This window comes from Streptomyces sp. NPDC058758 (assembly GCF_042746075.1).
Taxonomy (GTDB): Bacteria; Actinomycetota; Actinomycetes; order Streptomycetales; family Streptomycetaceae; genus Streptomyces.
Map to the genome: position 1 here is coordinate 187,736 of NZ_JBHYPS010000009.1, position 18,675 is coordinate 206,410.

Consider the following 18,675-nt stretch of genomic DNA (forward strand, 5'->3'; position numbering starts at 1 on the left):
CGCGTGTCCGCCGCGGACCCCGCCGACCGACAGGCAGCGATAAGGAGCCTCCGCAGTGCTGGACCACGGCGCAGCCCCACCGGTCGAGGACACGACCGCCCGCAAGACCACCGTCCTGACCGCCCTCACCCGCCGCAAGCCGGTGGAACGCCTGGTCGCGGAGGGTGGACAGGGCGAGGGCGGCACTCTCCGCCGCTCGCTCTCCATGTGGCAGCTGACCATGATCAGCATCGGCGCCACCCTCGGCACCGGCATCTTCGTCGTCCTCGGCGACGCCGTCCCCAAGGCCGGCCCGGCCGTCACCCTGGCCTTCGTGATCGCGGGCCTCACGGCGCTCTTCTCGGCCCTCTCGTACGCCGAGCTGGCCGGCTCCATACCGGTGGCCGGCTCCTCCTACTCGTACGCGTACGCAACGATGGGCGAACTCGTCGCCTGGGTCTGCGGCTGGTGCCTGGTCCTGGAGTACGGCGTCTCGGTCGCCGCCGTGGCCGTCGGCTGGGGCGAGTACCTCAACGAGCTGCTCGACGGCACGATCGGCGTCACCATCCCCGCGCTGCTCTCCTCCGCCCCCGGCGAGGGCGGCGTGATCAACCTGCCCGGCCTGATCGTCGTGCTCCTCGCCATGGTGTTCCTGCTCGGCGGCGCCCGCGAGTCCGCCCTGGTCAACACGATCATGGTCTTCGTGAAGATCGCCGCCCTGGTGCTCTTCTGCGCCATCGGCTTCGTCGGCTTCAAGTCCGGCAACTACGCGGACTTCATGCCGCTCGGCATGGCGGGCGTCAGCGCCGCCGGCGCCAGCCTCTTCTTCTCGTACATCGGCTTCGACGCCGCCTCCACCGCCGGCGAGGAGGCCAAGGACCCCAAGCGCGACCTGCCCCGCGCGATCATGCTCTCCCTGCTGATCGTCACGGTCCTCTACGTCCTCGTCGCGGCCGTCGCCGTCGGCGCCTGGAACTGGAAGGAGTTCGAGGGTTCCGAGGCCACCCTCGCGGCGATCATGAACGACGTCAGCGGCCAGACCTTCTGGGGCACCCTGCTCGCCCTCGGTGCCGTCATCTCCATCGCCAGCGTCGTCCTGACCGTGCTCTACGGCCAGACCCGGGTGCTCTTCGCGATGTCCCGCGACGGCCTGGTGCCGCGCGTCTTCTCCAAGGTCAGCGGCAAGACCGGCACCCCGCGCGTGAACACGGTCATCGTCTCCCTCTTCTGCGCCGCCCTCGCCTCGGTCATCCCGCTCGGCAAGCTCGTCGACGCGACCAGCATCGGCACCCTCTTCGCCTTCGCGCTGGTCAACATCGCCGTCATCGTGCTCCGCTACACCCGCCCCGACATGCCGCGCACCTTCAGGGTGGCGCTCGGGCCGGTCTTCCCGGTGCTCGGCTTCGGCTTCTGCGTCTACAACATGTTCAGCCTGGACACCGTGACCTGGGTCGTCTTCGGTTGCTGGATGGCGGCCGGGCTCGTGTTCTACTTCCTGTACGGCATGCGCCGCTCCCGACTGGCATCCGAACAGAAGTGATCCACCCGTAGTGCGACTCAACGACCTCGACGAACGCATCGTCCACGCCCTCGCGGAGGACGCCCGCCGCAGCTACGCCGACATCGGCTCGCTCGTCGGTCTCTCCGCCCCCGCCGTGAAGCGACGCGTGGACCGGCTCCGGGCCGAGGGCGCCATCACCGGCTTCACCGTACGGGTGGACCCGGCGGCGCTCGGCTGGGAGACGGAGGGGTTCGTCGAGATCTTCTGCCGCCACAACACCTCGCCGGACGACATCCGGCGGGGCCTGGAGCGGTACCCGGAGGTGGTGTCCGCGTCGACCGTCACCGGTGACGCGGACGCCGTCGTCCAGGTCTTCGCCTCCGACATGCGCCACTTCGAGCGCGTCCTGGAGCGGATCGCGGGCGAGCCCTTCGTGGAGCGCACCAAGTCCGTCCTGGTGCTCTCGCCGCTGCTGCGGCGCTTCTCCTCCGGCTCGCCCGCCTGACGCGCCACCGCCCCACGCCCCGCCGGTCCACGGCGGCACCCGGCCGTCCCCGCCGCCCCGTACGACCCGGTCGTACGGGGCGGCGGCGTCGTACGGCGGCACTCCGCGACCGGCGGTGCGCGGAAGGGCCGACCGGGGCCGCGCCGCCGGTCGCGGAGCGCGCACGGCCCTCGCCCGGGCGCCGCGCAACGAATCGCCGCTCGGGTCGTCCTTCGCGCAACGGTTCGACGGTCGGTCCGCAACGGTCCCGTCTTGTCCCGGCCGAGCCCGGAACCGTACCGTTTTGGACGTCTCCCGCAGACATCCCTCCCTCCCCTCCGCCCCCACGAGGACCAGCATGCCCACGGTGCGCACCGCCCTGCTCCAGAGCTCCGGCCGGCTCGGCGACGTGACCGCCAACCTGCGGATCCTCGACGAGGCCGCCGGCCGCGCCGCCTCCGCCGGGGCGGACGTGCTGCTCGCCCCCGAGCTCTTCCTCACCGGCTACGCCATCGGCGCCGACATCGCCCGCCTGGCCGAGCCGGCCGACGGGCCCTCCGCCCGCGCGGTCGCGGAGATCGCCGCCCGCCACGGCCTGGCCGTCGGCTACGGCTACCCGGAGCGGGACACCGGGCGGCACGGCGTGATCTACAACGCCGCCGCGCTCTTCGGCGCCGACGGCGCCCCGCTCGCGCACTACCGCAAGACCCACCTCTTCGGCGACTTCGAGCTGAAGTGGTTCACCCCCGGCGACGAGCCCCTCGTCCAGGCCCGCATCGGCGACCTGACCGTCGGCCTGATGATCTGCTACGACGTCGAGTTCCCCGAGAACGTCCGCGCGCAGGCGCTGGCCGGCACGGACCTCCTCCTCGTGCCGACCGCCCTCATGCACCCCGCCGAGATCGTCCCGCTGTCCGTGGTCCCGGTGCGCGCCTTCGAGAGCCAGATGTACATCGCGTACGCCAATCGCGCCGGCGCCGAGGGCGACTTCGAGTTCGTCGGCCTCTCGGTGCTCGCCGGCCCCGACGGCACCGCCCGCGCCCGGGCGGGCCGGGGCGAGGACCTGGTCCTCGGCGACGTCGACCCCGAGGCCCTGGCGGCCTCCCGCGCGGAGAACCCGTACCTCCGCGACCGCAGGCCGGGCCTGTACGGCTCCCTCGTCTGAGCAGCCCCGCCCGCCCCCTCCACCTCCCGCCCCACCCCCCGTGCAAGGAGTCCGCACCCCATGACGTCCACCGTGCCCAACGCCGTCGAGCACGCCGACGAGCAGCAGCCGCCGATCACCATGTTCGGCCCGGACTTCCCGTACGCCTACGACGACTTCCTGGCCCACCCGGCCGGCCTGGGCCAGATACCCGCGACCGAGCACGGCGCCGAGGTCGCGGTCGTCGGCGGCGGCCTGTCGGGCATCATCGCCGCGTACGAGCTGATGAAGATGGGCCTCAAGCCCGTCGTCTACGAGGCGGACCAGATCGGCGGACGGCTGCGCACGGTCGGCTTCGAGGGCCCGGAGACCGAGGGGCTGACGGCGGAGATGGGCGCGATGCGCTTCCCGCCCTCCTCCACCGCGCTCCAGCACTACATCGACCTGGTCGGCCTGGAGACCACGCCGTTCCCGAACCCGCTGGCCGAGGCCACCCCCTCGACCGTCGTCGACCTCAAGGGCGAGTCGCACTACGCCGAGACCGTCGACGACCTGCCGCAGGTCTACCGCGACGTCGCCGCCGCGTGGAACAGGTGCCTGGACGAGGGCGCCGACTTCTCCGACATGAACCGAGCGATGCGCGAGCGGGACGTCCCGCGCATCCGCGAGATCTGGGCGAAGCTCGTCGAGAAGCTCGACAACCAGACCTTCTACGGCTTCCTCTGCGAGTCCGAGGCCTTCAAGTCCTTCCGGCACCGCGAGATCTTCGGCCAGGTCGGCTTCGGCACCGGCGGCTGGGACACCGACTTCCCCAACTCCATCCTGGAGATCCTCCGGGTCGTCTACACCGAGGCCGACGACCACCACCGCGGCATCGTCGGCGGCTCGCAGCAGCTGCCGCTGCGCCTGTGGGAGCGCGAGCCGGAGAAGATCGTCCACTGGGCGCAGGGCACCTCGCTGGCCTCGCTGCACGAGGGCGGGCAGCCCAAGCCGGCCGTCACCCGGCTGAACCGCACGGCGGGCAACCGGATCACCGTCACCGACGCCTCCGGCGACATCCGCACCTACCAGGCGGCGATCTTCACCGCCCAGTCCTGGATGCTGCTCTCCAAGATCGCCTGCGACGACTCGCTCTTCCCGATCGACCACTGGACGGCGATCGAGCGCACCCACTACATGGAGTCCTCGAAGCTCTTCGTCCCCGTCGACCGGCCGTTCTGGCTGGACAAGGACGAGGAGACCGGGCGTGACGTCATGTCGATGACGCTCACCGACCGGATGACCCGCGGCACGTACCTCCTGGACGACGGCCCGGACAAGCCGGCCGTCATCTGCCTCTCGTACACGTGGTGCGACGACAGTCTGAAGTGGCTGCCGCTCTCCGCGAACGAGCGGATGGAGGTCATGCTGAAGTCGCTCGGCGAGATCTACCCCAAGGTCGACATTCGGAAGCACATCATCGGCAACCCGGTGACGGTCTCCTGGGAGAACGAGCCCTACTTCATGGGCGCTTTCAAGGCCAACCTGCCGGGCCACTACCGCTACCAGCGACGCCTGTTCACCCACTTCATGCAGGACCGCCTGCCCGAGGACAAGCGCGGCATCTTCCTCGCCGGCGACGACATCTCGTGGACGGCCGGCTGGGCCGAGGGCGCGGTGCAGACGGCGCTCAACGCGGTGTGGGGCGTGATGCACCACTTCGGCGGCGCGACCGACGGCACCAACCCGGGCCCGGGCGACGTCTACGACGAGATCGCCCCGGTCGAGCTGCCGGAGGACTGAGTCCGCACGGCGGTCAGGGCCTGGCCAGGGGCGTGAGCAGCATCCGCCCCACCAGGCCCACCGAGCGGTCGAGCCGCTCGGTGAACTCGCCCGCGATCCCGGGCAGCGCCCGCAGCTGCCACAGCGAGCGGGCGGCGAGCCAGGCCCCGTCGCGGGCCCGGTCCAGGCTCCAGCAGCCGAGCAGGTGCGTGAGCGGGTCCGCGATCTCCAGGAGGTCCGGGCCCGGCACCAGTTCCTCGCGGATCCGCTCCTCCAGGAGGACGAGGACCTCCCCGACCCGGTCGAACTCGTCCTCCAGGTCCGCCGGCGCGCACTCCAGGGTGGCGCAGGCGTCGACGACGGCGAGCGCCAGGTCGTGCCCGATGTGGGCGTTGATCCCGGCGAGCGCGAACTGCAGCGGGGTCACGCCGGGGTGGCGGCGGTAGTGGAAGAGGGGCCGCCAGCAGGCCGGCCCGGGCCGGCCCGCCGCGTGGGCGTCCACGGCGGCGAGGTAGCGCTCGGCGAAGCGCACGTCCAGGGTGGCCGCCGCCCGCCGGTCCTCGAAGGCGCCGGCCTCGATCGCGTGGCCGATCTCCTCGGTGACGGTGAGGTACACCCGGTTGAAGACGGCGACCCCGTCGGCCGGGTGCCAGCCCGCCCGCAGGGACCGCATCCGGTCCACCACGGGGTCGACCGCCACGAACTGCCCGATCCGCTCTTCCGCCCACTGGGTCTGCGCCATGGGGGCAGACTCCCAGCCGCCGGGCCCGGGAGGGAGCCTCCCGGGCCCGGCTTCGCCGGAACGGGCGAATACCTCAGCTCTTCGCCGTGTCGCCGGAGCCGTTCTCGTACGAGCTGGTGCCGGAGTCCAGCAGCGGCTCCTGCTCCGTCGGCGCGGCCTTCAGGTGGGCCGGGGCGAAGGCCCGCAGCACGTGGTAGCCGGTGATGACGACGATCGTGCCGAGCGCGATGCCGCCCAGCTCGAAGGTGTCGGTGAAGGTCAGCTTCACGCCGCCGACGCCGATGATGATGCCGGCGGCGGCCGGGACCAGGTTGAGCGGGTTGCGCAGGTCGACCTTGGCGTTGACCCAGATCTGGGCGCCGAGGAGGCCGATCATGCCGTAGAGGATGACGGTGATGCCGCCGAGGACCCCGCCCGGGATGGCGGCGACGACCGCGCCGAACTTGGGGCAGAGGCCGAAGAGGAGCGCGAAGCCGGCGGCGGCCCAGTAGGCGGCCGTGGAGTAGACCCGGGTGGCGGCCATGACGCCGATGTTCTCGGAGTACGTGGTGTTTGGCGGGCCGCCGACGGCGGTGGACAGCATGGAGGCGGCGCCGTCGGCGGCGATCGCGGTGCCCAGCTTGTCGTCGAGGTCGTCGCCGGTCATCTCGCCGACGGCCTTGACGTGGCCGGCGTTCTCGGCGATCAGGGCGATGACGACGGGGAGGGCGACCAGGATCGCGGACCACTCGAAGCTGGGGCCGTGGAAGGAGGGCAGGCCGATCCAGTCGGCCCGGCCGACGGCGGAGAGGTCGAGCCGCCAGTGGTCGGTGACCTGGCCGGACGGCGACATCGAGTGGATCTTCCCGAAGACCAGGTCGAGGACCCAGGAGAGCGCGTAGCCGAAGACCAGGCCGAGGAAGATCGCGATCCGGGACCAGAAGCCGCGCAGACAGACCACGGCGAGGCCGGTGAAGAGCATCACCAGGAGCGCCGTCCACTGGTCCTGCGGCCAGTACGTGGAGGCGGTGACCGGCGCCAGGTTGAAGCCGATCAGCATGACGACGGCGCCGGTGACCACCGGCGGCATCGCCGCGTGGATGATCCGGGCGCCGAACCTCCGCACCGCGAGGCCGGCGAGGAAGAGCACCGCGCCGACCACGAGGACGGCGCCGGTCACGGTCGCGCTGCTGCCGCCGGAGGCACGGATCGCGGCGGCGACGCCCACGAAGGAGAGCGAGCAGCCGAGGTACGAGGGGACCGTGCCGCGCGTCGCGAGGAGGAAGATGACGGTGGCGATGCCGGACATCATGATCGCGAGGTTCGGGTCGAGGCCCATCAGCACCGGGGCGACGAAACTCGCCCCGAACATCGCCACCACGTGCTGGGCGCCGAGACCGGCGGTGCGGGGCCAGGACAGCCGCTCGTCGGGGCGGACGACGGCCCCGGGGGCGGGCGTTCTCCCGTCCCCGTGCAGGGTCCAGCGCACGCCGAGTTTCATGAGGTCGCTCCCGTTCTCCGGTTCCGGCGGCCGCGTCGGGGCCGCAGAAGATCAGCCACATGGTATGCGCCGGGACCGGCCGGGGGCGGGGGCGCCGGCACGCCCCCGCGCGGGCTCAGCCGACCGGGCCCGCGCTCTTCGCCGAGTCCGTCCCCGCCGGTGCGGCCGTGGTGGCCCGCGGGGCGGTCCGCAGCACGCCCGCGCCGAGCACCAGGCCGAAGGCGAGGGCCGTGACCAGGCCGAACGAGAAGACCAGCGAGGTGGCGTCGGCGATCCCGCCGATCGCGGACGGGGCGATGAGCCCCGAGGTGTACGTGATGGTGGCGACGCCCGCGATGGCCTGGCTCGGGTTCGGTCCGCTGCGCGCGGCGGCGGCGAAGGCGAGCGGGACGACGACCGCGACCCCGAGGCCCACCAGTCCGAATCCGGCCATCGCCGTGGCCGCGTTCGGGGCGACGACGACCAGCACGCCGCCGAGGGTGGCGGCCGCGCCCCCGACCCGTACCGTGCGGACCGCGCCGAAGCGGTCCACGACCCGGTCGCCGACCAGCCGGGCCACGGCCATGGTCAGCGCGAAGGCGGTGGTGGAGGCGGCGGCGAGGCCGGCCGAGCCGCCCAGCTCGTCGCGGAGGTAGACCGCCGACCAGTCGAGGCTGGCGCCCTCGGCGAAGACCGCGCAGAAGCCGATCGCGCCGATCACCAGGGCGGACTTCGGGGGCAGCGCGAAGCGCGGCGGGGCCTCTTCCTCCTCGGCGGGCGCCGGGTCGAGGACGCCCTGGCAGAAGACGAGGCCGAGGACGGTGAGGACGAGCGCGGCGATCAGGTGGTGGAGCCGGGCGTCGCCGCCGAGGTGGGCGGCGACGGTGCCGGCCGCCGAGCCGAGCAGCGCGCCCACGCTCCACATGCCGTGCAGTCCGGACATGATGGAGCGGCCGAGCCGGTTCTCGGTCTCGACGCCGAGCGCGTTCATCGCCACGTCGGACATGCCGGCCGTGGCGCCGTAGACGAAGAGCGCCGCGCACAGGCCCCAGACGTTCGGCGCGAGCGAGGGCAGGGTGAGCGCGAGCGTCCACAGCGCGAGCAGTCCGCGCAGCGCGGCGCGGGCGCCGAGGCGGTGGCTGATCCGGCCGGCCAGCGGCATCGCGAGCGAGGCGCCGAGGGCGGGGAAGGCGAGCGCGAGGCCGAGCTGGCCGGCGCTCACCCCGGCGTGCTCCTGGATCCAGGGGATCCGGGTCGCGAAGCTGCCGGTCACGGCGCCGTGGACGCAGAAGACGGCGGCGACGGCGAAGCGGGCCCGCCGGAGTCGTTCGGAGCTGAGGACGGTCTCCGCCGCCATGGGTCCTCCCCTGGGGTTCGGTAGGTGGATTTCGTGTCCGATGACGGCCCGTAAACTATCAGGAACCCTGCCTGATAAATAGTGGCGCGGAGAGACGACGGCGGGGAAGCGTCTGAGAGGATCACCGCATGGCCGCATCCCCGAGCACCGCCCGGGCCATCAACGACCGGCTCGCCCTGCGCCTGCTCCAGGACGAGGGCCCGTTGACGGCAGCCCAGCTCAAGACCCTCACCGGGCTCTCCCGGCCCACCGTCGCCGACCTCGTCGAGCGGCTCAGCGGCTCGGGCCTCGTGCACGTCGTCGGCGAGGCCGGGGCCGAGCGCCGCGGCCCCAACGCCAAGCTGTACGGCCTGGTCGCCGACCGCGCCCACCTCGCCGCGCTCGACGTCCGCACCCGCTCGGTCACCGTCACCGTCACCGACCTGCTCGGCACCCCGCTCGCCGAGGCCGCCGCCCCGGTCGGCGAGGACGCCGGGACCGGACCCGCCGTCGAGAAGGCCGTCGCCCTCCTGGAGCGCACCGCCCGGGAGGCCGGCGTCGAGCGGCTGCACTCCGTGGCCGTCGGCGCCCCCGGCCTCATCGACCCCGCCACCGGGGAGCTGCGCGACTCCACCGGCCTGCCCGCCTGGCACCGCCGGCTCGTCGCCGTCCTCCAGGAGCGGCTCCCCGCCCACGTGCTGGTCGAGAACGAGACCAACCTCGCCGCCGTCGCCGAGCTGCGCGAGGGCGCGGCCCTGGGCCGCGAGGACTTCGTCCTGCTCTGGCTCGGCCAGGGCGTGGGCGCCGCCGTGGTCCTCGGCGGACGGCTGCGCCGGGGCGCCTCGGGCGGCGCCGGCGAGATCGGCTTCCTGCCCGTGCCCGGCACCTCCGGACTGCCCTCGGCCACCGGCTGCGACGGCGGCTTCCACGAGCTGGCGTGCGTCGCCGCCGTCGAGGCCCTCGCCGCCGGGCACGGCCTCGACCCGGCGGACGCCCTCGCCTCCGGGCACGCCCCCTTCCTCGACGCCCTCGCCCGCCGGCTCGCGGTCGGCGCGGCGGCGGTCGCGGCCGTCCTCGACCCGGGCTGCGTGGTCCTCGCCGGCGAGACCGGCCACCGGGGCGGCCCGGAGCTGGCCGCCCGCGTCGAGGCCGAGCTCGCCGCGCTCTCCCCGCTGCGCACCGAGGTCCGCGCCACCACCCTGGGCGACGCGGCGGTGCTGCGCGGGGCGCTGCTGCGGGCCCGGGACGCGGCGCAGGAGGCGCTCTTCCCGTAAGGGCCCCACCGGGGGCGGACGCGCTCGCCCCGCCCCCGGGAACACGACCGCCCGCGCTGGGAACGCGACCGCCCCCCCGGAAACCGGGCCGCCCCCCCCCGGAAACCCGGCCGCCCCCCGGGAACGCGACCGCGCCGCGCCCCGGACAGGGGGGCGCGGCGCGGAAGGGGCGGCCCGGCGGCGGCCAAGGGCCGTGAGACCGCCGCCGGGGGTTCTCGGGAGGGGATCAGCAGGCGCCGAGGTCCTGCCAGACGCCCCAGTCACCGGTGGTGCCGGGCGCCTCGTTCTGCGTCCACCACTTGGCCTTCCACTTGTGGCCGTTGTGGGAGACCTCGTTGCCCGCGTTGTAGACCTGGCCGGCCACGTACGCCGGAGCGGTGCAGCCCGTGGGCGGCGTCGTCGGCGGGGTGGTCGGGGGAGTGGTCGGCGGGGTCGTCGGAGGCGTGGTGGGCGGGGTGGTCGGCGGCGTGGTGCCGGTGCCCGGCTCCACGGTCGTCGTGCCGCGCGCCAGGTCGCCGGCGAGGGCGTACGTGGTGCCGTTGATGTTCACCGTCCAGTTGGAGGGGGTGGACACCGGCAGGTAGTAGTTGAAGGACAGCTCGACCGTCGCGCCCGGGGCCAGGGTCTGCCAGGCCGGGAGCTTCAGCGAGACCCGGTGGAAGTCGCCCTTCAGGCCGCCCACGTTGGAGCCCGTGTGGTCGCTGCTGACGACCTTGGTGCCGAAGCCGGACTGGTCGGAGGCGTTGGCCGGGGCCGAGGTGCCGTAGTCGAACTGGAACTCCGTGCCGCCGGGCAGCGTGGTGTTCGTCCGGTTGGTGATCTTCACCTTGGGGGTGATCGGGTAGTTCGAGTCGCCCAGCTTGAACTCGGTGAAGGCGGTCTCGATGTTCACGGCCTGGGTCGGCAGCGCCTTGTTCGACTTCTTGGCGCCGTAGGGGGTGGCGGCCTTGAACTTGTCGTACATCAGCGAGGTGAGCGTGGAGCCCATCTCGTACTGGCCCTTGGCGGCGTTCCAGGCGTAGTCGCCCGCCATCTCCCAGACCATGGTGCCGCCGATGCCGCGGTCGACCACGTAGTCGGCCTTGGCGCCCACGGACTGCTCGTCCTCGGTGGAGAGGAAGACCTTCTTCTCGGCGTTCCACAGCCACGGCGCGACCAGGGTCGAGTCGTACTTGCGGGCGTAGGTGCCGGTCAGCGTGGTGTTGGCGGGGAAGCCGTACTTCGTGACGTAGTCGCCGACGATCCCCTTCTCCAGGTTCTTGGCGTGCCACATCGGGTTGGAGCCGGCGGGCGACTCCTTGCCCGCGGTGTCCTTGTCGTGCCACAGGTTGTCGATGCCGACGGCACCGTCACCGCACTTGGTCAGACCGGCGCCGGCCGGGCAGGTGGCCGCGGTGGCCTTGCCCCAGAGGCCGTCGGTGCCGCCCTGCACGTTCTTGTGGCCGCGGGTGTAGTAGGGCAGGCCGATGTTGATGCGGCCGGCCGGCATGGAGCCGCGGAAGTAGTGGTAGGCCCAGTCGGTGTTGAGGTAGCCGATGTTGCCGTACTGGGAGGAGCCGTAGACGTTGGCGGCGGCGAGCTCGCCGTCCTTGCCGTCGTCGAAGAGCGAGGCGTTGGGGCCGACGTACTCGTTCCAGGCGCCGTGCAGGTCGTACGACATGATGTTGACGTAGTCCAGGTACTTCTGGACCTGGAAGGTCTCCATGCCGCGCAGCAGGTAGCCGGAGGACGGGGCGGCGACGGTCAGCAGGTAGTGCTTGCCGTCGGCGGCGCCGGCCCTGTCCAGCTTCTCGCGCAGGGACTTCATGAGGGCCGCGTAGCCCTGGACCAGGCCGGCGCGGCGCGCGTTGGCGAGGGTCCAGTCGAGCGGGTTGCCCGCGTCCTTCATGGTCGTCGGGTACTCGTAGTCGATGTCGACGCCGTTGAAGCCGTACTTCCGGATGAAGTCGACCGCCGAGGTGGCGAAGGTGTCGATGCCGGCCTGGTTGACCGAGCCGTCGGCGTTGGTCGCCATCGAGTAGAAGCCGCCGGAGTTCACCCGGTCGCCGTTGTCGGCGAAGTAGCCGCCGGTCTCGGCCCAGCCGCCGACCGAGATCAGCGTCTTCACGTCCGGGTGCTGCTTCTTGAACTTGTTCAGCAGGTTGAAGTGGCCCTTGTAGGGGAGGGCCGGGTCCATCTCGGCGCCCGCCACGCCGGGCCAGGTCATGCCGGTGGCGGCGTTGTCCGGGCCGTCCGTGCCGACCGAGAGCTTGTTGTCGCCGCCGATGTGGCCGAAGGCGTAGTTGATGTGGGTGATCTTGTCCCACGGGATGTTGTTGGCGAGGTACGCGGGCTCGCCGTTCTTGCCGGTGCGCCAGCCCGTGAAGTAGCCGATGACGCGGCGCTGGTGGTCGGCGCCCATCTTCTCGCGGCCCTCGGTGTCGTAGACCGAGCAGTAGGGGACGTCGACGCCGGGCGTCTTGTACAGGCCGTCGGGGCGACAGCTCTCGTTGTCGGCGGCGTACGAGACGCCGCCGGCGAGCGAGCTGAGCAGCAGGCCGGCGACGGCGGCACCGGACGCGAGCAGCGACGCTCTCTTGGTCGTGGGGGACAGCACGATCTGGTCCTCCTTGGGGAGGTGGAGAAACACGCAACGAACAAGGGGGTGGTACGTGTTGGGCCCGTGGCGTGCGCACACCGCCGGGCCGTTCCTCGGAGGTGACACGGACATTAAGAGGACTAGACCAGTGCGTCAATAGGTCTGGACCAACGGAGAATTCCGTGGGATCGTGTGAGTCATCGCACAGGGAGCGCGTGCATGCCCGTTGACACGGCGTGGCACACTGGCCCTGTATCAGCAGCAGCGCACTCCGGGGTCGGTGTAATTCCGAACCGGCGGTATAGTCCGCGACCCGTCCGCAAGCCAGCGGCCGGTTGACCAGGTGAGATTCCTGGACCGACGGTGAAAGTCCGGATGGGAGGCAGTGCGCGGCGGGCGACCCCCGACAGGGGCGTGCCGGCCGTACGTCCGCTGGTCGCCGCGATCCGTCGTCGGCGCACCCGTGGATCTCCGGCCCACCGGCACCCCCTCGCGCGGCGGCGTACCCGCTCTTCTGTCGTCACCGACAGGCCCCGGAGTCCGTGCCCGAAGAGGCAGGAGGACCCGGTGGACCGGCAGGCCGACATCACCGCCATGCGACGCGCCGTGGAGCTCGCCGCCCGCGGACTCGGCGCCACCAGCCCCAACCCCGTCGTCGGCTGCGTCGTCACCGACGCCTCCGGCCACGTCGTCGGCGAGGGCTGGCACCAGCGCGCCGGAGGCCCCCACGCCGAGGTCCACGCCCTGCGCGCGGCCGGCGTCCTCGCCCGCGGCGGCACCGCCTACGTCACCCTCGAACCCTGCAACCACACGGGCCGCACCGGCCCCTGCGCCCAGGCCCTGATCGAGGCCGGCGTCGCCCGCGTCGCGTACGCCGTCGCCGACCCGAACCCGCGGGCCACGGGCGGCGCCGACACCCTGCGCGCGGCCGGCGTCACGGTGGAGCGGGGCCTCCTGGAGGACGAGGCCGAGGCCGGCAACCTCGCCTGGCTCACCTCCGTCCGCGCCGGCCGCCCCTTCGTCCGCTGGAAGTACGCCGCCACCCTCGACGGCCGGATCGCCGCCGCCGACGGCACCTCCCGCTGGATCAGCTCCCCCGCGTCCCGCGCCGACGTCCACCGGCTGCGCGCCGAGGCCGACGCCGTCGTCGTCGGCTCCGGCACCGCCCGCGCCGACGACCCCCACCTGGCCGTCCGCGGCGTCGAGGGCGCCGTCCAGCCCCTGCGGGTCGTCGTCGACACCGAGGCGGACGCCGTGAAGCCCGGCGCCCGCGTCCTCGACGACGCGGCCCCCACCCTGATCGCCGTCGCCGAGGACGCGACGACCGCGCTCCCCGACGTCCTGCGGCTCCCCAGGGCCGCGGCCGGCGGCCTCTCCGTCCCCGCCCTCCTGGACGCCCTGCACGCGCGCGGCGTCCGCTCCGTCCTCCTCGAAGGCGGCCCCACCCTCGCGGGCTCCTTCCTCGCCGCGGGCGCCGTCGACCAGGTCGTCGGCTACCTCGCCCCGGTCCTCCTCGGCGCGGGCCCGAACGCCCTCGCCGACGCCGGAATCACCACCCTCGCCGACGCGTTGCGGCTCGACGTCACCGAGACCGCGCGCATCGGATCCGACCTTCGCATCACCGCCGTCCCCACCCCCCAGGGAGCCTGACCGTGTTCACCGGAATCGTCGAAGAGCTGGGCGAGGTCGTCGCCGTCGAGCAGCTGCCGGACGCCTCGCGCTTCCGCCTCCGAGGCCCCCTGGTCACCGAGGGCGCCCGCCACGGCGACTCGATCGCCGTCAACGGCGTCTGCCTGACCGTGGTCGAGACCGCCGACGGCGAGTTCACCGCCGACGTCATGGCCGAAACCCTCAAGCGGTCCTCCCTCGGCGCCCTGGAGCCCGGCTCCCGGGTCAACCTGGAGCGGCCCATGGCCGTCGGCGGCCGCCTCGGCGGCCACATCGTCCAGGGCCACGTGGACGGCACCGGCACGATCCTGGAGCGGACCCCCTCCGAGCACTGGGAGCTGGTCAGGGTCGGCCTCCCGGCCCCCCTCGCCCGCTACGTCGTCGAGAAGGGCTCCGTCACCGTCGACGGCGTCAGCCTCACCGTGGTCGAGGTCGGCGACGACTGGTTCACCATCAGCCTCATCCCCACCACGCTCGCCCTGACCACCCTGGGCCACAAGGGCCCCGGCGCCCCGGTCAACCTCGAAGTGGACGTCATCGCCAAGTACGTCGAGCGGCTGCTCGGCCCGAACGCAGGGGAGAACGTCAAGTGAACCGGCTCAACTCCGAGGCGTTCACCCTCTTCGGCCAGCACATCATCTGGTCGGACATGATCGGCAACACCATCGGCCTGATAGCCCTGGCCCTCGGCTGGCGCCGCTCCATCCTCACCTGGCCCGCCCAGCTCCTCTCCGGCCTGATCCTGGTCGGCGCCTACGCCTCCGCGGACCTCGCCGGCGGCGTCGGCAAGCAGCTCCTCGTCATCGGCGTCGCCGCCTGGGGCTGGTGGCAGTGGAACCGCGGCCGGCAGCAGGCCCAGGACGGCTCCATCGCCGTCCGCTTCGCCACCTGGAAGGAGCGCGGCCTGCTCGCGGGCGGCGCCGTCCTCGGCACCCTCGCCGTCGGCGGCCTCTTCACCCTCTTCCCGTCGCTCTCCTGGAGCCCGTGGGCCGACGCGTACATCTTCGTCGGCACCCTCGTCGCGATGGTCGCCCAGGCCCGCGGCCTGGTCGAGTTCTGGTTCGCCTGGCTCCTCGTCGACCTCGTCGGCGTCCCGCTCGCCTTCAGCAGCGACCTCGCCTTCTCCGGCCTCGTCTACGTCGTCTACTTCGCCCTCGTCCTGTGGGGCATGCGCGACTGGTGGCTCCGGTCCCGCACCCCCGTCCTGGAAGGAGCCCCCGCATGAGCAGCGCCCCGTCCGTCTGGGACACCGAGGACCTCTCCCTCGACCCCGTCGAGCAGGCGATCCGCGACATCGCCGCCGGCCGCCCGATCGTGGTCGTCGACGACGAGGACCGCGAGAACGAGGGCGACCTCGTCATCGCCGCCGAGAAGGCCACCCCCGAGGTCGTCGCCTTCATGATGAGCGAGTGCCGCGGCCTGATCTGCGCCCCCATGGAGCATCAGGAGCTGGAGCGCCTCCACCTCCCGCAGATGGTCGAGCACAACACCGAGTCCATGCGGACCGCCTTCACGGTCTCCGTCGACGCCGGCCCCGAGCACGGCGTCACCACCGGCATCTCCGCCGCCGACCGCGCCACCACCCTCCGGATGCTCGCGAGCGGCCGCCACGAGCCCTCCGACTTCGTCCGCCCCGGCCACGTCTTCCCGCTGCGCGCCCGCGAGGGCGGCGTCCTCGCCCGCCCCGGGCACACCGAGGCGGCCGTCGACCTCGCCCGCCTCGCGGGCCTGCGGCCGGCCGGCGCGATCGTCGAGATCGCCGGCGAGGACGGCGTGATGCTCCGCCTGCCGGAGCTGATCCCCTTCGCCCGCAAGCACGGCCTGACGATCATCTCCATCGAGGACCTGATCGCCTACCGCCGCTCCGCCGAGCCGACCGTCCGCCGCGAGGCCGAGGTCCACCTCCCCACCGCCCACGGCGACTTCACCGCCTACGGCTACCGCTCCACCGTCGACGGCGTCGAGCACGTCGCCCTCGTCCACGGGGAGATCGGCGACGGCCGGGACGTGCTCGTCCGGGTCCACTCCGAGTGCCTCACCGGCGACGTCTTCCACTCGCTGCGCTGCGACTGCGGCCCCCAGCTCCAGGCCTCCATGGACCGCATCCAGGAGGCTGGCCGCGGCGTCGTCGTCTACCTCCGCGGCCACGAGGGGCGCGGCATCGGGCTGCTCTCCAAGCTGCGCGCGTACGAACTCCAGGAGCGCGGCCGCGACACCCTCGACGCCAACCTGGAACTCGGCCTGCCCGCCGACGCCCGCGACTACGCGGCCGGCGCGCGGATCCTCGCCGACCTCGGCGTCCGCAGCCTCCGCCTGATGACCAACAACCCCGACAAGATCGACGCCCTCACCCGCCACGGCCTCGCCGTCGAGGGCCGCGAGCCGATGCCCGTCACGGCCGGCGAGCACAACCTCCGCTACCTGCGCACCAAGCGGGACCGGATGGGCCACGACCTGCCCTGGCTGGACGGCTCCCCGGCCCCCACCTGCGGCAACCAGTAACCACGTACGTACGAAACCGGCTAGGAGAGACATGAGCGGCAAGGGCGCACCCGTCCTCAGCGTGAAGAACTGCGGCGACCTCCGGGTCGCGGTCATCGCGGCGCAGTGGCACGAGAAGATCATGGACGGTCTCGTGGACGGCGCCCTGCGCGCCCTGTCCGAACTCGGCATCGACGAACCCACCCTGCTCCGCGTCCCCGGCAGCTTCGAACTCCCGGTCGTGGCGAAGGTCCTGGCCGGCCGCGGCTACGATGCCATCGTGGCGCTCGGTGTCGTCATCCGCGGCGGAACGCCGCACTTCGAGTACGTGTGCCAGGGCGTCACCCACGGCCTCACCCAGGTCTCGATCGACACCGGCGTACCCGTCGGGTTCGGCGTCCTCACCGTCGACGACGAGGAGCAGGCGCTCGACCGCGCCGGCCTCGAGGGCTCCCGCGAGGACAAGGGCCACGAGGCCGTCACCGCCGCCGTCGCCACCGCCACCACGCTGCGCACGGTCAGCGAACCCTGGCGCTGAGCGCGCGTCCCCCACCCCGTACTCTTAGGAGCATCATGGCGAATGAAACCCGCAAGAGCTTCGAAGAGCTCTTCGCCGAACTCAAGCTCAAGGCCGAGACCGGCGACCCGGCCACCTCCCGCACCGCGGAACTGGTGGACAAGGGCGTCCATGCCATCGGCAAGAAGGTCGTCGAGGAGGCCGCGGAGGTCTGGATGGCCGCCGAGTACGAGGGCAAGGAGGCGGCCGCCGAGGAGATCTCGCAGCTGCTGTACCACGTCCAGGTGATGATGGTCGCCCGCGGGATCTCCCTCGACGACGTCTACGCCCACCTCTGAGCACGCCCCCGCCGTTTCCCACCACTCCCAGGCAAAGGAAGCCCACCCCATGCTGCGCATCGCCGTTCCGAACAAGGGTTCCCTCTCCGGACCTGCGTCGGCCATGCTCCATGAGGCCGGCTACCGCCAGCGCAAGGAGTCCAAGGAACTGGTGGTCATCGACCCCGACAACGAGGTCGAGTTCTTCTACCTGCGGCCGAAGGACATCGCCATCTACGTGGCGTCCGGGAAGCTGGACATCGGCATCACCGGCCGTGACCTGCTCCTCGACTCCGGCGCCAGCGCCGAGGAGATCCTGGCGCTGAACTTCGGCCGCTCCACCTTCCGCTACGCCACCCGCCCGGGCACCGCGAACGGCCCCGAGGACTTCGGCGGGATGACGATCGCCACCTCCTACGAGGGCATCGTCGCCAAGCACCTCGCCGACCAGGGCATCGACGCCTCCGTCGTGCACCTCGACGGCGCCGTCGAGACCGCGATCCAGCTGGGCGTCGCCCAGGTCATCGCCGACGTCGTCGAGACCGGCACCAGCCTGCGCAACGCCGGCCTGGAGGTGATCGGCGAGCCGATCCTGAAGTCCGAGGCGATCGTCGTCCGCCGCCACGGCGCCGAGACCGACCACCCGCAGGTCCAGCAGTTCCTGCGGCGCCTCCAGGGCGTCCTCGTCGCCCGCAGCTACGTGATGATGGACTACGACTGCCGCGCCGAGCACCTGGAGCAGGCCGTCGCCCTCACCCCGGGCCTGGAGTCGCCGACCGTCTCCCCGCTGCACAACGAGGGCTGGGTCGCCGTCCGCGCGATGGTCCCCGCCAAGGAGGCGCAGCGGATCATGGACGACCTGTACGAGATCGGCGCCCGCGCGATCCTCACCACCGCGATCCACGCCTGCCGCCTCTGACGGCGCCCGGCCCCCGTACCACCCACGGCACCGAGGAACCCCGATGTCCGAGTCGCCCACGCCCGCCCTCCCGGTCACCTTCCGGCCGGGCCGCACCCGCGCCGTCCTGCTGACCGTGGGCCTCGCCATGTTCGCGGCGATCACCGCGGTGGCGCTGATGCTGGAGCGGCTCGGCCCGGGGGAGCGGGTCAGCTTCGTCTTCACCGCCGCGCTCTTCCTCGCGGTGCTGGTGATGCTCAGCCGCCCGAAGGTCGTCGCCGACAGCGAGGGCGTCACGGTCGTCAACATCACCCGCACCCGGCGCCTCGCCTGGGCGGAGATCCTCCGCGTCAACCTGCGTCCCGGCGACCCGTGGGTCTTCCTCGACCTCAGCGACGGCACCAGCCTGCCGGCCCTCGGCATCCAGCCGGGCATCGCCAAGGAGTCCGCCATCAGGGACGCCCGCGCCCTGCGGGCCCTCGCGGACAGCCGCGGCACCGGGGCCGAGACGGCCTGACACCCCGACGCGGGCTCGG

At 72.6% G+C, this 18,675-nt stretch carries 17 protein-coding genes and 1 riboswitch; of the genes, 13 read left to right on the top strand and 4 right to left on the bottom strand.

The features are described 5' to 3' along the window. Positions 1 to 55: 55 nt before the first annotated feature. The 4 genes from ACFW6A_RS14815 to ACFW6A_RS14830 all read left to right on the top strand — a co-directional run bounded on the left by ACFW6A_RS14815 (position 56) and on the right by ACFW6A_RS14830 (position 4,890). Positions 56 to 1,519 carry an amino acid permease gene (locus ACFW6A_RS14815; RefSeq protein WP_351844289.1) on the top strand — a complete coding sequence of 488 codons (1,464 nt, stop codon included), beginning with the start codon at positions 56 to 58 and terminating at the stop codon, positions 1,517 to 1,519. 10 nt (positions 1,520 to 1,529) lie between these two features. Next, complete coding sequence (locus ACFW6A_RS14820) at positions 1,530 to 1,985, top strand: Lrp/AsnC family transcriptional regulator (RefSeq protein ID WP_043223665.1); 456 nt, start codon at positions 1,530 to 1,532, stop codon at positions 1,983 to 1,985. A 337-nt stretch (positions 1,986 to 2,322) separates the two neighbouring features. After that, positions 2,323 to 3,129 carry a carbon-nitrogen hydrolase family protein gene (locus tag ACFW6A_RS14825; protein WP_351844291.1) on the top strand — a complete coding sequence of 269 codons (807 nt, stop codon included), beginning with the start codon at positions 2,323 to 2,325 and terminating at the stop codon, positions 3,127 to 3,129. A gap of 60 nt (positions 3,130 to 3,189) precedes the next feature. Beyond that, positions 3,190 to 4,890 (top strand): NAD(P)/FAD-dependent oxidoreductase, encoded by a 1,701-nt coding sequence (locus ACFW6A_RS14830; RefSeq protein WP_351844293.1) that lies wholly within the window; start codon positions 3,190 to 3,192, stop codon positions 4,888 to 4,890. 13 nt (positions 4,891 to 4,903) lie between these two features. On the opposite strand, the gene ACFW6A_RS14835 is transcribed toward ACFW6A_RS14830, so the two are convergent. The 3 genes from ACFW6A_RS14835 to ACFW6A_RS14845 form a co-directional block, all read right to left on the bottom strand. Then, positions 4,904 to 5,611, bottom strand: a complete 708-nt coding sequence (locus tag ACFW6A_RS14835; protein WP_351844295.1) for a DUF5995 family protein — start codon at positions 5,609 to 5,611, stop codon at positions 4,904 to 4,906. Between the two features lie 73 nt (positions 5,612 to 5,684). After that, on the bottom strand, positions 5,685 to 7,091 hold the full coding sequence (locus ACFW6A_RS14840) for a solute carrier family 23 protein (protein ID WP_351844297.1): 1,407 nt from the start codon (positions 7,089 to 7,091) through the stop codon (positions 5,685 to 5,687). Between the two features lie 115 nt (positions 7,092 to 7,206). Further along, the gene (locus tag ACFW6A_RS14845; protein ID WP_351844299.1) at positions 7,207 to 8,427 is read right to left on the bottom strand and encodes an MFS transporter; all 1,221 of its coding nucleotides are present in this window, start codon (positions 8,425 to 8,427) and stop codon (positions 7,207 to 7,209) included. Positions 8,428 to 8,555: 128 nt separating this feature from the next. On the opposite strand from ACFW6A_RS14845, the gene ACFW6A_RS14850 reads away from it, so the two are divergent. Further along, complete coding sequence (locus ACFW6A_RS14850; RefSeq protein WP_386479884.1) at positions 8,556 to 9,680, top strand: ROK family transcriptional regulator; 1,125 nt, start codon at positions 8,556 to 8,558, stop codon at positions 9,678 to 9,680. A gap of 226 nt (positions 9,681 to 9,906) precedes the next feature. Here ACFW6A_RS14850 and ACFW6A_RS14855 read toward each other — a convergent pair whose 3' ends face one another. Continuing rightward, the gene (locus ACFW6A_RS14855) at positions 9,907 to 12,276 is read right to left on the bottom strand and encodes a chitinase C-terminal domain-containing protein (RefSeq protein WP_351844303.1); all 2,370 of its coding nucleotides are present in this window, start codon (positions 12,274 to 12,276) and stop codon (positions 9,907 to 9,909) included. 244 nt (positions 12,277 to 12,520) lie between these two features. Next, positions 12,521 to 12,651: riboswitch (FMN riboswitch) on the top strand. A gap of 174 nt (positions 12,652 to 12,825) precedes the next feature. Between ACFW6A_RS14855 and ribD the strand changes: the two genes are divergently transcribed. The 8 genes from ribD to ACFW6A_RS14895 are packed head-to-tail and all read left to right on the top strand — an operon-like array spanning position 12,826 to position 18,656. Then, positions 12,826 to 13,908 carry a bifunctional diaminohydroxyphosphoribosylaminopyrimidine deaminase/5-amino-6-(5-phosphoribosylamino)uracil reductase RibD gene (gene ribD, locus ACFW6A_RS14860; protein ID WP_351844305.1) on the top strand — a complete coding sequence of 361 codons (1,083 nt, stop codon included), beginning with the start codon at positions 12,826 to 12,828 and terminating at the stop codon, positions 13,906 to 13,908. 2 nt (positions 13,909 to 13,910) lie between these two features. After that, positions 13,911 to 14,519, top strand: a complete 609-nt coding sequence (locus tag ACFW6A_RS14865) for a riboflavin synthase (protein ID WP_351844307.1) — start codon at positions 13,911 to 13,913, stop codon at positions 14,517 to 14,519. A 56-nt stretch (positions 14,520 to 14,575) separates the two neighbouring features. After that, positions 14,576 to 15,151 (top strand): nicotinamide mononucleotide transporter family protein, encoded by a 576-nt coding sequence (locus tag ACFW6A_RS14870; protein ID WP_351844422.1) that lies wholly within the window; start codon positions 14,576 to 14,578, stop codon positions 15,149 to 15,151. After that, positions 15,148 to 16,428, top strand: coding sequence for a bifunctional 3,4-dihydroxy-2-butanone-4-phosphate synthase/GTP cyclohydrolase II (locus tag ACFW6A_RS14875; RefSeq protein ID WP_351844309.1), 1,281 nt, complete (start codon positions 15,148 to 15,150; stop codon positions 16,426 to 16,428). The genes ACFW6A_RS14870 and ACFW6A_RS14875 overlap by 4 nt, the downstream gene beginning before the upstream one ends. Before the next feature lie 31 nt (positions 16,429 to 16,459). Continuing rightward, positions 16,460 to 16,945: a 6,7-dimethyl-8-ribityllumazine synthase gene (gene ribH, locus ACFW6A_RS14880; protein ID WP_351844311.1), complete on the top strand. Its 486-nt coding sequence runs from the start codon at positions 16,460 to 16,462 to the stop codon at positions 16,943 to 16,945. A 35-nt stretch (positions 16,946 to 16,980) separates the two neighbouring features. Further along, positions 16,981 to 17,262, top strand: a complete 282-nt coding sequence (locus ACFW6A_RS14885) for a phosphoribosyl-ATP diphosphatase (protein ID WP_309049467.1) — start codon at positions 16,981 to 16,983, stop codon at positions 17,260 to 17,262. Between the two features lie 49 nt (positions 17,263 to 17,311). After that, positions 17,312 to 18,160: an ATP phosphoribosyltransferase gene (hisG, locus tag ACFW6A_RS14890; RefSeq protein ID WP_351844314.1), complete on the top strand. Its 849-nt coding sequence runs from the start codon at positions 17,312 to 17,314 to the stop codon at positions 18,158 to 18,160. A 43-nt stretch (positions 18,161 to 18,203) separates the two neighbouring features. Then, positions 18,204 to 18,656, top strand: coding sequence for a PH domain-containing protein (locus tag ACFW6A_RS14895; RefSeq protein ID WP_351844316.1), 453 nt, complete (start codon positions 18,204 to 18,206; stop codon positions 18,654 to 18,656). Positions 18,657 to 18,675: the final 19 nt, after the last annotated feature.